The sequence below is a fragment of the Novosphingobium sp. YAF33 genome, from assembly GCF_052113265.1.
Lineage (GTDB): Bacteria > Pseudomonadota > Alphaproteobacteria > Sphingomonadales > Sphingomonadaceae > Novosphingobium.
Map to the genome: position 1 here is coordinate 258,088 of NZ_JBFRCW010000003.1, position 14,866 is coordinate 272,953.

A 14,866-nucleotide genomic window follows, 5' to 3' on the forward strand; every position below is an offset into this window, starting at 1 on the left:
GGGCGCCATTTTCCGAGCCGAATCCGGCAATGAGGCCAGACTTATCCGAAAGGGGTAAACTGTCGGTGAATCTGACAGCCGTGAAACGGGCGGAAGCCGCCCTCTTTCGAGAAAGCCCACGAATTCCGGCCGGCGCTGTCGGTGCTCCTTACACGCATTGCACCGGGCACGAACCCGATCAGCGCTTGGGCATGAGGCGCAGCGCCGTCAGCGTCAGGGCTTCGCTGCCCGAAGCGATGACCTTGTCGGCCTGGGGCGCCCAGAACGGGCTGTGCAGCGAAGGCAGAGCCGGCCCGCCCGCCTTGGCCGCGGCGATCTTCTGCGGATCGGCGCCGCCTACCCAAAAGATCACGGACTTGATGTGGTCCTCGTCCGCGCGCCGGAATTCGCCGAAATCTTCTCCGCCCATGACCGAGGGCGTGATCACCACATTGCCGTCACCCATCCTGGTCTTGAGATCGGCAACGGCCTCCTGCGTGAACTCGGGCGAGTTCCAGGTGGCGCGTGTATAGGGATCCTTGACCGAGACTTCCGGCATCAGGTTGTCCGGCAGGCCGGAAGCGATCGCCTCGCCCCGCGCAATGCGCTTGATGCCTTCTAGCAGATGGGCGCGGGTCTCGTCCGAGTAACTGCGAACGGTCAATTCCAGCTTCGCCTGGTCGGAAATGATGTTGTGCTTGGCGCCCGCGTGGAACGAACCCACCGTCACCACTGCCGGGTCCAGCGGGCTCATCTCCCGGCTGACAAGGGTCTGCAGCTTCATGACGATCGCGCTGGCCAGGACGATCGGGTCCTTGGTCGCTTGCGGATAGGCGCCGTGGCCGCCCAGTCCCTTCACGAGAATGTCCACGCTATCGACATTGGCAAGCGCCCAGCCCACGGCCGCGCCGACCTGGCCGGCCGGAAGATCGGCCGAATCGTGGAAAGCCAGCGTGTAGTCCGGCTTGGGGAAGCGGCTATAGAGCCCGTCCTGCAACATGCTGACCGCACCCGTGCCCACTTCCTCGGCCGGCTGGCCGATCATGACGAGCGTTCCGGACCACTCCGCCTTGCGCTTCGCCATGAGCCGCGCCGTCTCGATCCAGGCGGTCATGTGCGTGTCGTGCCCGCAGGCATGCATGATGCCGCTCTCGACCCCGGCCGTCGAAACGCCGCGCTTCTTCGAGGCGAAGGCAAGGCCCGTCTGCTCGACCACGGGCAGACCGTCCATGTCGGCACGGATCAGCACGGTCGGCCCCTCGCCGTTCCTGAGCACCGCGACCACGCCGGTCTGGCCGACTTTCTCGGTCACGGTGAAGCCTGCCTCCCGCGCCGCCTTGGCCATCACGCCGGCACTGCGCACTTCCTGGTAGCTCAGCTCCGGATTGGCGTGCAGGTCGCGGTAGATCGTCATCAGGCCCGGCAGGTCGCGTGCGATGCTATCGGGAACCGGCTCGGCGCGAACCGCCGTTGCGGAAGCGATCAGACCAAGGGCGACAAGGCCGAGTGCGGAGCTGGTGCGAAGGGCGTTCATGCCGGAAAGAGTATGAAGATGCGTGGCTTGCGGCAATAGGGATCCTCATCCGGCCTGCGCGCATCAGCGCCCTAGCGCGTCAGCAGGCCCTGCGCCTCCAGCGGCTCGGCAGCGAAGTCCGGAATGCGCAGTTGGCGAACGACCTCCCGTCGGTCCTTGGATACGCCCGGATAGGCCCGCGCCGCTTCTTCCAGCACCCGGCGCGCCTCGGCGCCCTTGCCCGCCTGCGCGTAAGCGGAAGCCAGCAGATAGCGCGACATCAACCCACCATCCGCGGCGCCGAGCCGGGCATAGCGAAGGGCCTCGTCCGCCTCATTGCGATAGAGCGCGTCCAGCGCCAATCCCGACCAGTACCAGGGTGGATGCCCCGGATTGAGCTGGATCGCCTTGCGCGCCAGGTTGGGTGCAATCTCGTGTTCGCCGAGCGCGCCGAGCACCCGGCCGGCATTGGCCAGGACTTCGGAATGGTTCGGGCTGATCTCCAGCGCCTTTCCGATCGCCTCGCGCGCGGCGTCGTCCTCTCCGTGCCGGTAGAGCGCGAGCGCCAGATATTCGTAACCGATCGCATTGGTAGCATTGGCGGCCACCGCACGCTTCGCCGCCTCGAGCGCCTCAGGCGAATCGCCGATGCCGTGCGCCTGCGCCTCGTAGAGGTGCATCCACGACAGCAGCGCCCAGGCGTCCGAATAATTGGGTTTGTCGTAGACGGCCCGCTCCAAGCAATCCTTCACGCGTCCAAGCTGCCCCTCGCGGCGCGAACGCATGAACTCGTAAGCTTCCAACTCGCAGAAATAGCGCTCCATGCCGAGATCGCGGTGGTTTTCCAGATCCTGCCGCATGGTCTCGTGGATCACGCCATAAGGCTGGCCGAGGCGCGAGGCGACGCCGAGCGCGATCTTCGACTGCACCTTGAGTATCTGGGCAGGGTCATAGTCGATGGGAGCGCTGCGCCCGGACCAGACGACCACCCCGCCCGGCATGCGCACGAGGCTGGAGTTGATGCGCAGCGTGGACCCCGCGCCGTCTATCGAGCCCTGAAGCACGAAGGCCGGACGCAACCCCTTGCGGCTCGGCTGCGTCCCCAATGCGCCTCCAGCGCCGAGCTGCCGCTCGCCCTTCGCGGTCCGTTCGTCGAGCGAAAGAACCGCCAGGTTCGGCAATTGGGCGAGATAGTTGATCAGGTCGAACTGCAACCCATCGCGCACCCGCGCGATGGCGGGATCCGATCCGGTGATCGCATAAGGCGCGACATAGACAACCGGCCCGTCCGGCATTTCGCCCGCGCGCACCAGCACGGCATCGCGCTCCCCGCCGGGCCAGTAGATGATCAGGAGCGAGGCGGCCAAGGCCAGAGCCGCCAGCAGCCCCCAGGAACGACGGCGCAAATTCAGAGCGCTCGACGACCGGACGATGTCCTCCCCCTGCTGCGCTGGCGGCGAGGTGGAAGTGTCAACCGGCGCGTCAGGTAACGGCTCCTGACGAGCCTCCTGGCCCCGTTCCGCGGCCGGTTCGAGCATGGGCGCATAAGACCCGCGGGGGACGACGAGACGGAAGGGATCGCCTGCTCCCTCCCCCGCATAGTACTCGCCCAGTGCGCGGCGCAGCCGGGTCATCTGCACGCGGACGATCGAATCCGACGAGGCATCGAAATCCTCGTCTCGCCCGAAGACGTCGAGCGCGATGGGATAGCCCTTCAGCCGATCGCCATGACCGGCCAGCTTTTGCTCGACAAGATAGGAGAGAAGTTCCGCCAGCTTCGGCGAAGACCGGAAAGTAGCGGCGGCGACGACGCGCGAGAGGGCGTCGCGATATTCGTCGGCACTGGGTTCCATGTCGTCCCCCTCCGGCGCAAAGTAGTCCGGAGGGGGCGATTTGGCAAACGCGCTTCTTGATGCGACCCGAAGCGGCTCTCCAAAAACTCTGTTATCGGTGCTTGCTCATGCCCGGCACCTTTTCCTCGTCATCCGTTCATCGCCAGGCCTTTGGCCGGCGCCCGGACCGGGAACTGCTGGAAGCGCCGGCGATACAATGCCGCCGGTGTCCCGGAACCTCGTTTCCTCGACTCGGAACAGGCTTCCAGCAGACCTCGATATCGATCGCGGCCCGAGGGACGAAAGACATGCCACTGCGGCTGGGCAGTGGGATTTCAAGGTTATTACCAATGTAGAAAAATTGCCGCGCGAAACATGCGTGTTTCACCGTTAAATCGCGTCCATTCCCGAGGATAAAGGCCAGTGCCCCGTGCATTCGCGATTGTCCCGGTGACGCCGCGGACGGCATGCGCGCTGCCCGCAGCGTCGGCCATGGATACGAAAAAGCCGCGAGACCCTGGCTGGGTTCGCGGCTTTTCGTGTGGTGCCCCTGGCCCGACTCGAACGGGCACGCCTTTCGACAAACGATTTTGAGTCGTTCGCGTCTACCATTCCGCCACAGGGGCACGATCACGTGCTGCCGGTTGTCTTCGAACAGGAGTCGTCAGACGAACCGGCATCGGCGCGGGTGACTTAGCCGCGCCTTGGCATCGGCTCAAGTCACTTGAGCGCGTTTGCCAAAATCTTGTGGAGACGCGAGTGCAATGCGTCGTTGCCCGCAAGGATTTCCTTGTCGTGGAACGGCTGCGAACGGCCCTTCCAGTCGGAGACGAAGCCGCCGGCCTCGCGAACGAGCAGACAGCCTGCCGCCGTGTCCCACGGCTTGAGGTCGGCTTCCCAGAAACCTTCGTAACGGCCCGCGGCAACCCATGCGAGGTCGAGCGCCGCCGAACCGAACCGGCGGATACCGGCAACCTGCGGGGCCAGGGCGTGATAGATTCGGGTCCATTCGCCCGCATCGCCGTGCCCGGCAAAGGGAATGCCGGTCGCGATCACGCTCTCGTCGAGATGGCGGCGCGACGACACGCGCAGGCGCTTGTCCTGCAGCCAGGCGCCACGGGCCTTCTCGGCCCAGTAGCTCTCGTCGGTCACGGGGTTGTAGATCAGGCCGGCGGTGACTTCACCCCAGCCCTTCCCGTCCAGGCGCGGTTCCTGCACGGCGATGGAAATCGCGAAGTGCGGAATGCCGTGGAGGAAGTTGGTCGTGCCGTCGAGCGGATCGACGATGAAGCGCGGCTTGTCGGGATCGCCTTCGATCTCGCCCGCTTCCTCGAACAGGTAGCCCCATTCGGGACGCGCTGCGCGCAGTTCGTCCCAGATGGTGCGCTCCGAGGCCTGATCCGCCTTGGAGACGAAATCCGCCGGTCCCTTGCGCGAGACCTGGAGGTGCTCGATTTCGCCGAAGTCGCGGCGCAGACGGCTACCCGCCTTGCGGGCGGCCTTTTCCATGACGCGAATGAGACCGGAGATGGCCATAAAACTTACCTTGTCCTTCGAGTACCGGCACGACGGCCAGTATGATTATCGGCCCTGCGGCGCGGGTTGTTGCGGGGCGGCGCCGGCAGCGGCCGTGGGCTTGTAGCCGCAGATCGCCACCATGGCGCTCAGCAGCTCGCTGGGGTTGTCGCGGTGGATCTTGCCGGCATTCTCGGCAATCACCTTGTCCATCGATTCGCTGATCTTCTGCAGCGAATTGTTGTAGATGCAGCCGACGAGCGCGCCTTTTACCGGGGGCTCGACCTTGTCGGACTGGAGGCCGCTGATCAGCACCTTCAGGTAGAGCATCGCGCTCTCCACTTCGGGCGACGGAGCATGCGCTCCGGCAGCCGGTGCCGGAGCGGCAGCCTTGGCCGGCGCCTTCTTCGGCGCGGCAGCCTGAGCGGGAGCGGAAAGCCCTGCGACCAGAGCAGCCGCGGCGACGAGCGAGGCCAGGGTCCGCATCAGTCGGCCTTCCTGACGTAGGCCTTCTCGTACACGTCGACGACGATGCGCGTGCCGCTTTCGATGTGCGGCGGCACCATCACGCGCACGCCGTTGTCGAGCACGGCAGGCTTGTAGCTGGACGAGGCGGTCTGCCCCTTCACCACGGCGTCGGCCTCGACGATGTTGGCTTCGACCTGTTCGGGAAGCTGAACCGAGATCGGACGTTCTTCCCACAGCTCCAGGAGAACCTGCATGCCGTCCTGGAGGAAGGCAGCGGCATCGCCCAGGAGATCGGCGGGGAGCTGGATCTGTTCGTAGGTCTCGATGTCCATGAAGACGAGCTGGTCGCCCTCGACGTAGAGGAACTGGAAGTCCTTGGTGTCGAGACGGACCTTTTCGACCGTGTCGGCGCTGCGGAAGCGCACGTTGGTCTTGCGGCCATCGATCAGGTTCTTCATCTCGACCTGCATGAAGGCGCCGCCCTTGCCCGGCTGGGTGTGCTGCGTCTTGGCAACTTTCCAGATGCCCTTTTCGTATTCGAGGATATTGCCGGGACGAATGTCGACGCCGCTGATCTTCATGGGATGAACCTTAAGATGGGAAAGAGCCGCTGTACGGGAAAGCATGCGCCCTTAGCCGAGGAGACTGGCTGTGGCAATTGCTTCGCGTGGATGCTAGCGGTTCATCATGATGCGCGCCCTTCATAACGCTCCTTTCGTCGCTTTCCTTCTCGCCGCCGGCTTCGTATCGGTGCCGCTGGCCGCCAGCCCGGCGCCGCCCTCGGTGCCCGGCGGGCCGATCGGCACGCTGGCAGTCGGCCAATACAACTGCGAGCGGGACGGATCGGCCGGCGGCCCTGTCGGCATCCGCCTGCCGCAATACGATTTTCGCGCCGTCACGGGATCGAACTACAAGACGCCCGATGGCGTCCGTGGCAGCTATCTCATGACCGGTGACCAGGTCATCATGACCGGCGGCGCGCTCAAGGGCATGAAGATGCATCAAACCTCCAAGGGTTTCCTGCGCCATGTCGGTGCGGACGGCGCCGACAACGACATTCGGTGCGTCCTCACCAAGGGTAGCCGCGGCCAGTTCGACGCGGCCGACAGCGTGAACGAGCCGGAGACCTGATCGCCTCGGCGGTTTGCCCCGCCTGAGGATCCGTCCTAGCCCCTTCCCACCACGATGGGACGAAGGCGAGCGGCGGCATGAATCTCGATCTTTCCGGCAGACTTGCCGTCATAACCGGCGCCACGGCCAACATCGGCCGGGCCATAGCGCTCGAATTCGCAGCGGAAGGCGCTGATCTGGTGCTCGTGGGTCGCGATGAGGAAGCGGGCGCGGGACTGGTGGAGGCCTGCCTTTCCAGCGGCGCCGGGCGCGCGGTGTTCGTCGCAGCGGACATGCGCGATCCTGCGTCCCCATCGAAAGTATGCGCAGCCGCCGCGCCGATCGGGCCGGTCGACGTGCTCGTGAACAATGTCGGCGGGAATGTGGACCAGGGGCTGTTCGCCGATTCCGACCCGGACCTGTGGATGGCGGACATCGATCTCAATTTCGGCACCGTCCTGCGCATGACGCACGCCGTTCTGCCCGGAATGATCGCCCGCAAGTCCGGCGCGATCGTCAATGTCGGCTCCACCGCGGCTCTGGTCGGGGATTATATGCTGCCGGTCTATTCGGCCGCCAAAGGCGCGGTTCACAGCTTCACGGCCGTGCTGGCCAAGGAAGTGGGCCGGCACGGCGTCCGCGTCAACGCCATCGCGCCTTATGCCACGATAGCTTCCGATCCCGCCGCCTTCAGCCGTGGCAGCCGTTTCCATCCCGAATCCGGACTGTTCAGCCGGGGCGGGGAAGCCCTGTCGGAGGAGGACAAGGCGCTCCGCCTGCGCCGAACCGTGGTCGGCCGTCCTTTCGCCGTGCCGGAAGAAATGGCGGGCATGGTCGCCTTCCTCGCCAGCGGCCGGGCCAGTTTCATCACCGGGCAGATCTATCCGATCGACGGCGGCGCCCTACTCTAGAAAGGTAACATGCCATGGCGATCGATGAGACGGCCCTGCAGGTCCTGCTCGACAAGGAGGCTATCCGCGAACTGGTACTGCTCTATTCGCGCGCCATCGACCGGCAGGATATCGAACTGCTGCGCGATCTCTACGCGCCCGAGGCTACGGACACCCATGGAGACAGCTTCGATGGCAGCGCCGAAGACTACTGCGCCTTCATCGCCAGAGCCTTCCCTCACATGCCCTACAGCGGCCACCACGTCTGCAATCACCTGATCGCCGTGGAGGGCGAGCGGGCGAGCGGCGAAGTCTACGCTCTCGCCTGGCATCTCATCCCGGGACGGGGCGGGGACAGCGAAGAGGACTTCATGGCCGTTCGCTACATCGACAATTATCGCCGCTGCGCGGACGGCAAATGGCGTTTTGCCAAGCGCGTCGTCACGTACGATTTCAAGCTGCGGCGTCCTTTCTCGGGCGGCGGCACGCTGGGGCAAGGCACGGCGGATCCCAGCTATGCCCTATGCCCCCCATCCCTCTTCGCGCGCGGCAAACGCGCCTAGGACGGCCGCCTCCGCAGCATCGTGCAGCCTTTTCCCGTCTGATCCATTGTCTGCCGCAATGGAAAGCAGCCGCGGGACTTGGAGCTGAAGATGGCAGGCGTGACGGTGGGCATAYTCAACGACATGGCCGACCCGGCACCTGGCCCCGGCGACATCGGGGAATGGCTGGAACGTGAGGTTCAGGCGCTCCAAAACGCCGGCCGGATCGATTTTCCGGTCAATTTCGCTTTCGCCTACGGCCTGGGGCTGCCTTCCGGCACCTCGGAAGCTGTCGAGACGGCCTATCGCCAACTGGTCGACGCAGGCGCAGGGATGATCGTGGGACCGGCGATCGGCGACAACGCCCTTGTCATCACGCCCCTTGCCGAACAACTGCGGGTGCCGACGATCAACTGGGCCGGCGCCGAACGCGCCCGCGGGCGCTGGATGTTCCAGCTTCAGGTCGGCAGCCATGAAGACGAATCGCTGCTTATCGCCCGCCATCTCGCAGCGATCGGCGCCACCGGCATTGGTGTCATCCACGACCGTTCCGCCATTGGCACCCGGCATTTCAAGTGCCTCCAGGACGAAGCGCGCGTGTTGGGTCTGGAGATCGTCGCAGCGGAAGGCATCTCCCCCCTGGGCGAAGACGCCGGCGTTCTCACCCAAACCGTGCTCAAGAGCCGCCCCGAAGCGTTCGTCTATCTGGGCCTCGGATTGTCTGCCCCGGCCACTGCCGCCGTCCTGAAAGAGGCGGGCTGGACCGGGCCGAAGATCATGAACACGGCCGGCCTGCGCGGCTATCACGGCGATTTCGCACAGGCCCTGGATGGCTGGCTCTATCTCGATCTGGTATCCGACGATAACCGGACCCTGCACCGGCTGCTGGCCGAGACGGCGATGGATATGACGCAAGCCCCGGCCGTAGCCCGAGGCCACGACCTCGGCCGCGTGATCGCCGAAGCGCTTGCCCGGGCTCCGGACAGAAGCCGAGACGGGCTTCGGCTCGGGCTGGAGCGGGTCAAGTGGCTCCCCGCGGCGCAAGGCCGCGAGGGTACTCTGCTCGGCTTCGGGGTCTGCGACCGCGGGGCGCTTCACGGCCGCTACCTCGTCATGCGGCAATGGCAGGACGGCGTGAGCCGTGAAATCGCCGGCAACCTTCACATGGACGGCGCGTACCCCCCGTTGAGAGGATAAGTCTGGCCCGTGATCCATTCCGCTGCATCGGAGCACAGGAAGGTCACCAGGCCGGCAACGTCGCTGGACTTGCCGTAGCGGCGGATCGTGTAGCGGGACATCATGGTCTTGGCATGGTCGCCCTGCATGATTTCGGCGAGCTGCTCCTCGGGCATGTCCGGCATGAGCGCCGAGAGCGAAACCGCGTTGCAGGTCACGTTGTAGCGTCCCAGTTCCTTGGCGATCGACCGCACGAAGCCCTGGGCGCCGGCTTTGGCGGAAGCATAGACCGCCAGCCTCGGCTCGCCGATGCGGCCGGAATCGGAAACGATGGTCACGATCCGTCCGCGTTTCGCCTCGACCATGTTCGGGATGAAGGCGAAGCAGCAGTTGTAGACGCCATAGAGATTGGTGCGCAGATAGCGGTCCCAGTTCGCGGGGTCTTCTTCCCAGAAGGTCTGGCTGGGCCGGATCGTGGCATTGGGACCGGCCATGCCGGCATTGTTGACCAGGATCGTCGCCGGGCCGAGATTCGCGGTCACGGCGGCACTGGCGGCGCGGATCGCGTCGAGGTCGCCCACGTCGAAGGGCACGGCAAGCGCAGGCACGCCCAGCGCGCGGATTTCCTCGGCCACGGCTTCCGCCCGTTCGGGCACGAAGTCGTTGACGGCGATACCCCCGGCATTGTGACGCGCCAGTTGCAGCGCCGTTGCCCGGCCCGCGTTCTGTCCCGCTCCCGTTACGATCGCGACTTGCCCGTCCAGATCGATGAGATCCTGTGTCTTCATGGCATCCTCCACCTGATTTCGTTGTCAGGAGGAGACTTCGCATAGGGCATGGCACGGCGCGATGGACCGAGCGCCAATCCGTGCCCGATATCGCAGCGACGGTTCGCCCATCGCTGCGAGGCTATTCGCCCCAGAGCGCCGCCGCCGCGGCCAGGCCCTGCTCTCCGCGACCGCCCAGTTCCGAAGTGAGCAGCTTGAGGCGATACGTCCACAAATGCAGCGGATGCTCCAGCGTCATGCCCATGCCGCCCAGGAACTGATGGTAATCGTAGCAGACCCGACGCGCCGCCTCCTGCGCGTGGAGCAGCGCCATCGCGGCATCTGCGGCCTCGCCCGTCGCTGCGGCGCGCATGGCCAGCCAATAGGCGCAGTTCGTGAGAACTTGCGCCTCTGCCAGCCGGTGGCGCATGGCCTGGAACGTCGCCAGCGGGCGGCCGAACTGCTTGCGCTCGGACACATAAGTCACCGTGCTGGCCAGGGCAGCTCCCAGCAGTCCGGCCGCTTCCGCCGCCATGGCCACCCGCCATGCGCGGGTAATCTCCACTGGATCGGCGGCATGCGGGGTCATCGTCTCGGGCATGTCGGCAAGGAACGCGACCGGATAGGCGTAGAGCGTATCCTCCTGCGCCGGCGCAATCTGCTCCTCGCGAGCGGTGAAGCTGCGCACGCCGGACGCGCCGACAACGACCACGGTGGCGCCGGGCCGGAGGAAGCGCACCGGCGTGCGGGTCCGTCCTTCTTCCACCAGGCAGATCGGACGCGGCAAGTCGGGATCGATCAGCGGACGGACGAGCGCAGAAAACGCCGCCTCCACTGCGAAAGGCAGGCGCGCCAGCTTCTCGACCACGAGGGCCGCCGTCACCGGGCCGAGTTCTTCCACGGCCTGGACATCGAGAAAGCCATTCTCCACCAGCGCCGCATCGAGCTCGGCGCTTTCCAGTGCCAGTCCGGCATCGTGCAAGGGGGCGGATGCGAAAGGCCGAGCCAGTGCCTCGACGAAATCGAGCACCTGCCTCTGGTCTTCATTGAGGGCAAGCTGCATCAGCGTGGCTCCCGCGGCAGTTCCAGCACATCGCTGGCAATGATGTTGAGCTGGATCTCTGCCGAACCGGCCGCAATCCCCGCAACGATCCCGCGCTGATGGTGCATCTTGAGATAGGGCGAACCGCCGGCGAGCGCCTCGGGCAGGAACTCGACCACGAAATCGCAGACCGCCCGCTCGGCCATCACGGTAGCGTATCGGGCGGAACTGGACTCCGCGCCGATGGCCAATCCCTCCGTCCGCTTCTGCACGACGGCATAGTTGGCCGTGCCCGCGCTTTCGCAGAGCGCCGCGCAGCGTGCAGCTTCGATCCGAACGTGCTCGCGGGCGAAGTCTCCCCGATCCTGCAGCATGGCCACGGCCCGGTCCAGCGCGGCGCGGGCCAGCACGAACCGCGGAATGCCCAGACGTTCGTTGCGCAGCGAATAGGCAACGATCTCCCAGGCCTGCCCCTCCTCACCGAAGCGGGCGGTTTCGGGCACGGTCACGTCGTCGAAGAACACCTCGTGAATGTCGCCCTCGCCGATCAGCGAAGGGATCTGCCGCACGGTAATGCCCGGCGTGTCCATCGGCACGAGGACGATCGTAATCCCCTTCTTCCGGTCGTCACTGGTGCGGGTGAGCAGGAAGCAGGTGTCGGCCAGTCCGGCGTAAGAGGTCCAGATCTTCTGGCCGTTGATCACGTAATGGCCGTCGGTCAGCACCGCGCGGGTGCGCAGCGAGGCCAGGTCGGATCCAGCGTCCGGCTCTGAAAAGCCCTGGCACCACAGTGATTCCCCCTGCGTGATCGGTTCGAGGTAACGCGCCTTCTGTTCGGCGGTGCCGTACTTCTGCAGCGTCGGGCCGATCCAGTTGACGTTCATGTACTGGCCGCCGCGCGGTTCTCCGGCGATCCACATTTCCTCGGAAAGGATCTGCTGCTCCCACGGTCCCAGCCCCTCTCCGCCCATGTCCTGCGGCCAATGCGGAAAGAGCAGGCCCGCCTCCGCCAGTTTGACGCAGAAGCCGCGCGCGAAAGCGGTCAGCGCGGGCGAAGCGGGGCCATGCTCGGAGAACTTCTCCCAGTCATCCGGGAGATTGGCATGCAGGAACTCCCGAATCTTGTGCCGGAACGAATCCTGTTCCTCGGTCCATTCGAACTGCATGGCATCCTTCGTTTTTGCTTTCCCTGGCGTTACCGAGCGCCATCCCCGCTCACAAGCACGGGTCCAACGCCCCGGCGAAAACCGCCCGGGCATGGCGCGCAAGCGCACGGGAAGCGCTCCGGCACGCAGTCTGTGCTTGTCAGGCCGCTTAATCGCGGCGGCGGCTTGCCCATGAAAGCGGCCTCACGGTAAGGCTTCCTGTTAAGGCCCCCTGCCCTGTTCGTGTGCGCCAGCGGGAGCCCAAAGAGAAACGGGATGACGATGACCGAGAAGACCTTCGTGGCCGTGGCGACATTGGACGAAGTGCCGCCCGGCACGAAGCGGGTGGTGGACGTGAACGGGCTCAGCCTCCTGCTGTGCAATACGCTCGACCGCCTGTTCGCGGTGCGCAACTTGTGCAGCCACGCTTACGAGACGCTGGAATGCGGGCGGATGCGGGGTGGGTGGATCTCCTGCCCGGTCCACGGCGCGCGCTTCGATCTTGAAACGGGCGCGCCGATCAATCCGCCTGCCACCATGCCGATCGAGACTTACGAAGTGCGCGTCATCGGCGACAGCATCGAAGTCGCAGTCTAGAACGCGAACGGGGACTGACACGCCTCGATATCGCCGCGGCGACCCGCCCCCGTCTGGACGCCCCCACGGCCGGGCGGCAAGGACAGGGGATGACCGATACTGCCGATCTAGAAGCCCTGCGAAGCGAAGTCCGCGGCTTCCTCCAAGCCGAAGCGCCCACCGGCTGGCGCGATGCCAGCCGCACGCAGGACGATTTCGTTCGCACCCAGCGCGACTGGTTCGGCAAGCTCGTCCGCGCCGGCTATGCGATCCCGCACTGGCCCGCCGAATATCCCGGCGGCGGCCGCAGCCTGGCCGAGCAAAAAGTGATCTACGAGGAACTGGCCGGCGCCGATTGCCCGCGCCTGCTGCTTTCGTTCGTGTCCACCTACCACGCCTTCGCCACGCTGCATGAATGCGGCAATGCCGAGCAGAAGGCGCGCTATCTGCCCAAGATCCTCGAAGGCGAGACGTGGTGCCAGGGCTTCTCGGAACCCGGCGCCGGATCGGACCTTGCCGCGATCAAGACGCGGGCCGAACGGAAAGGCGACGTCTACGTCATCAACGGCCAGAAAGTCTGGTCGACGATGGCACAGTTCGCCGACAAGTGCCTGCTGCTGGCGCGCACTTCGTCTGACGGGGTGAAGCAGGCGGGCATTACCTACCTGCTGATGGACATGAAGGCGCTGGGCGTCACCGTCCGCCCGATCCACCAGATCCAGGGCGACGAGGAATTTGCCGAGATCTTCCTCGATAACGTGGAGATCCCGGTCTCCGAACGCGTGGGAGAAGAAGGCAAAGGCTGGGCCGTGGCCCAGGCGACGCTCGCCTCCGAGCGCGGGCTGACGCTGATGGAACTGTCCTATCGCATGCGCGGCGCGCTGGGCCGGGTCGCCGCGCTGATCCGCGAGCATGGGCACGAGGACGATCGCGGGGTGCTGCGCGATTTCGGCACGCTCGTCACGCAAGTCGACGCCGTCTGCGCGATTGCCGACCAGTTCCTGGACAACCGCATCAACGGGATCGAGCGTATGGGGGACGCCTCCATCGTCAAGAACGCCTATAGCCGGGCCCTGCGCGCCTATTCGGCGCTGGGCCTGCGACTGGGCGGCATGGACGAGCAATACGTGGCGCCGATTACGTTCGGCGATCTCAACACCGGCAACTGGATGGCCGATTTCATGAATTCCTATGCCTGGACCATCGCCGGCGGCAGCGAGGAAGTGCAGCGGAACATCATCGCCGAACGCATGCTGGACATGCCGCGCGAGCCGAAGGGGTGGGTGCTGTGATCGAACTCAACGAACTCACCGACGCTGCGCAGAAGGCATTCCCGGCGGAGAAGCTCTCGCCCTCACGCGATGACAGCTGGCAACTGGCCGCCGAGATGGGTTGGCTGATGGTGCGCCTGCCCGAAGAGGACGGTGGCCTTGGCTTCACGCGGGAAGCTTCGACCGCGCTGCACCTTGAAATGGGGCGCGTACTCTCCGCCATGCCGCTGATCCCGGCGCAGCTTGGCCTTCAGGCGATCGCCGCGAGCGAGAGTTTTGCCGGACGTGCGGACTGGCTGGAGCGAATGGCCGGCGGTGAATATGCGCCGCTGCCGATGCTTTCCGCCAGGCTGACCGAAGGATCGGACGGTTCTGTTTCGGGCACGATTTCGGGCGTGTTCGAGGCGGACATGGCCGTCGCCGTGGTCGCGCAACTGCCCACTGGCTACGCGCTGGTGCCGCTCGACGCACCCGGCGTCTCGCTGATGGAGCGCGCGATCTGGGATCCCAGCCGCCGCCTGTTCGATGTGCTGCTGGATGGGTATGCGCCCACGCTGATGCTCACTGACGCAGCGGGCGCCAAGGCCCTGCACGACCGGCTTTCGGGCGAAGCGCAACTCGCCCTCGCGGCAGACTGCATCGGCGCAGCCGGCGCGGCGCTGGACATGACCATCGAATACATGAAGGTCCGCCGCCAGTTCGACCGGCCGATCGCGCTGTTCCAGGCCCTGAAGCACCGCGCCGCGGACATGAAGACGCGCATCGTCGTCGCCGAGGCCCTGCTGTGGAAGCGCGCGCGCGACGAGCAAGCCAGCGTCACCGAACTCGCCGCCGCCAAGGTCCTGGCCGCCGAAGCGTTCCGCTTCGTGACCGAGGAGATGGTGCAACTCCACGGCGGCATCGGCCTCACCGACGAGCATCCCTGCCACCTGTTCCTCAAGCGCGCGCTGCTGAACCTGCAACTCTGCGGCAATGCCGACCTGTGGAACGAGCGCGTGGGACGTCAGGCGCTGGGCTAAATCGACAGCCCTTGCGCAACC

15 protein-coding genes and 1 tRNA gene are annotated in these 14,866 nt (G+C 65.7%); 7 read left to right on the plus strand and 9 right to left on the minus strand.

Annotated features, from left to right (window positions below; translation table 11 throughout):
• Window positions 1-178: 178 nt before the first annotated feature.
• The 6 genes from AB4Z00_RS08390 to efp form a co-directional block, all read right to left on the minus strand.
• The gene (locus AB4Z00_RS08390; RefSeq protein ID WP_134092812.1) at window positions 179-1,513 is read right to left on the minus strand and encodes an amidohydrolase; all 1,335 of its coding nucleotides are present in this window, start codon (window positions 1,511-1,513) and stop codon (window positions 179-181) included.
• A 71-nt stretch (window positions 1,514-1,584) separates the two neighbouring features.
• Window positions 1,585-3,345 carry a hypothetical protein gene (locus AB4Z00_RS08395; RefSeq protein WP_442045601.1) on the minus strand — a complete coding sequence of 587 codons (1,761 nt, stop codon included), beginning with the start codon at window positions 3,343-3,345 and terminating at the stop codon, window positions 1,585-1,587.
• A 521-nt stretch (window positions 3,346-3,866) separates the two neighbouring features.
• Window positions 3,867-3,950: transfer RNA gene (locus tag AB4Z00_RS08400), tRNA-Leu, on the minus strand.
• Window positions 3,951-4,044: 94 nt separating this feature from the next.
• Window positions 4,045-4,860, minus strand: a complete 816-nt coding sequence (locus tag AB4Z00_RS08405) for an inositol monophosphatase family protein (RefSeq protein ID WP_132262501.1) — start codon at window positions 4,858-4,860, stop codon at window positions 4,045-4,047.
• Window positions 4,861-4,905: 45 nt separating this feature from the next.
• On the minus strand, window positions 4,906-5,325 hold the full coding sequence (locus AB4Z00_RS08410; protein WP_132262499.1) for a hypothetical protein: 420 nt from the start codon (window positions 5,323-5,325) through the stop codon (window positions 4,906-4,908).
• Window positions 5,325-5,888 carry an elongation factor P gene (efp, locus tag AB4Z00_RS08415; protein ID WP_132262497.1) on the minus strand — a complete coding sequence of 188 codons (564 nt, stop codon included), beginning with the start codon at window positions 5,886-5,888 and terminating at the stop codon, window positions 5,325-5,327. The genes AB4Z00_RS08410 and efp overlap by 1 nt, the downstream gene beginning before the upstream one ends.
• A 106-nt stretch (window positions 5,889-5,994) precedes the next feature.
• On the opposite strand from efp, the gene AB4Z00_RS08420 reads away from it, so the two are divergent.
• From AB4Z00_RS08420 to AB4Z00_RS08435, 4 genes are all read left to right on the plus strand, one after another.
• Window positions 5,995-6,438 carry a hypothetical protein gene (locus AB4Z00_RS08420; protein ID WP_243654051.1) on the plus strand — a complete coding sequence of 148 codons (444 nt, stop codon included), beginning with the start codon at window positions 5,995-5,997 and terminating at the stop codon, window positions 6,436-6,438.
• Between the two features lie 77 nt (window positions 6,439-6,515).
• Complete coding sequence (locus AB4Z00_RS08425) at window positions 6,516-7,328, plus strand: SDR family NAD(P)-dependent oxidoreductase (RefSeq protein ID WP_442045602.1); 813 nt, start codon at window positions 6,516-6,518, stop codon at window positions 7,326-7,328.
• A 14-nt stretch (window positions 7,329-7,342) separates the two neighbouring features.
• Entirely contained in the window at window positions 7,343-7,870 is a 528-nt protein-coding gene (locus AB4Z00_RS08430; protein WP_431566588.1) for a nuclear transport factor 2 family protein, read from the plus strand.
• 90 nt (window positions 7,871-7,960) lie between these two features.
• The gene (locus AB4Z00_RS08435) at window positions 7,961-9,046 is read left to right on the plus strand and encodes an ABC transporter substrate-binding protein (RefSeq protein WP_442045603.1); all 1,086 of its coding nucleotides are present in this window, start codon (window positions 7,961-7,963) and stop codon (window positions 9,044-9,046) included.
• Here the strand turns inward: AB4Z00_RS08435 and AB4Z00_RS08440 are convergent.
• The 3 genes from AB4Z00_RS08440 to AB4Z00_RS08450 all read right to left on the minus strand — a co-directional run bounded on the left by AB4Z00_RS08440 (window position 9,010) and on the right by AB4Z00_RS08450 (window position 12,000).
• The gene (locus tag AB4Z00_RS08440; RefSeq protein ID WP_134092808.1) at window positions 9,010-9,813 is read right to left on the minus strand and encodes an SDR family NAD(P)-dependent oxidoreductase; all 804 of its coding nucleotides are present in this window, start codon (window positions 9,811-9,813) and stop codon (window positions 9,010-9,012) included. The genes AB4Z00_RS08435 and AB4Z00_RS08440 overlap by 37 nt on opposite strands.
• A 121-nt stretch (window positions 9,814-9,934) precedes the next feature.
• Complete coding sequence (locus tag AB4Z00_RS08445; RefSeq protein WP_442045604.1) at window positions 9,935-10,855, minus strand: acyl-CoA dehydrogenase family protein; 921 nt, start codon at window positions 10,853-10,855, stop codon at window positions 9,935-9,937.
• Window positions 10,855-12,000 carry an acyl-CoA dehydrogenase family protein gene (locus tag AB4Z00_RS08450; protein WP_442045605.1) on the minus strand — a complete coding sequence of 382 codons (1,146 nt, stop codon included), beginning with the start codon at window positions 11,998-12,000 and terminating at the stop codon, window positions 10,855-10,857. Before AB4Z00_RS08450 ends, AB4Z00_RS08445 begins: the two co-directional genes overlap by 1 nt.
• Window positions 12,001-12,261: 261 nt before the next feature.
• On the opposite strand from AB4Z00_RS08450, the gene AB4Z00_RS08455 reads away from it, so the two are divergent.
• The 3 genes from AB4Z00_RS08455 to AB4Z00_RS08465 all read left to right on the plus strand — a co-directional run bounded on the left by AB4Z00_RS08455 (window position 12,262) and on the right by AB4Z00_RS08465 (window position 14,845).
• Window positions 12,262-12,576 (plus strand): Rieske (2Fe-2S) protein, encoded by a 315-nt coding sequence (locus AB4Z00_RS08455; protein ID WP_132264066.1) that lies wholly within the window; start codon window positions 12,262-12,264, stop codon window positions 12,574-12,576.
• A gap of 89 nt (window positions 12,577-12,665) precedes the next feature.
• On the plus strand, window positions 12,666-13,847 hold the full coding sequence (locus tag AB4Z00_RS08460) for an acyl-CoA dehydrogenase family protein (protein ID WP_442045606.1): 1,182 nt from the start codon (window positions 12,666-12,668) through the stop codon (window positions 13,845-13,847).
• A complete protein-coding gene (locus tag AB4Z00_RS08465; RefSeq protein WP_442045607.1) occupies window positions 13,844-14,845 on the plus strand; it encodes an acyl-CoA dehydrogenase family protein in 1,002 nt (333 codons plus the stop codon). The genes AB4Z00_RS08460 and AB4Z00_RS08465 overlap by 4 nt, the downstream gene beginning before the upstream one ends.
• The last annotated feature ends 21 nt before the right edge of the window (window positions 14,846-14,866 follow it).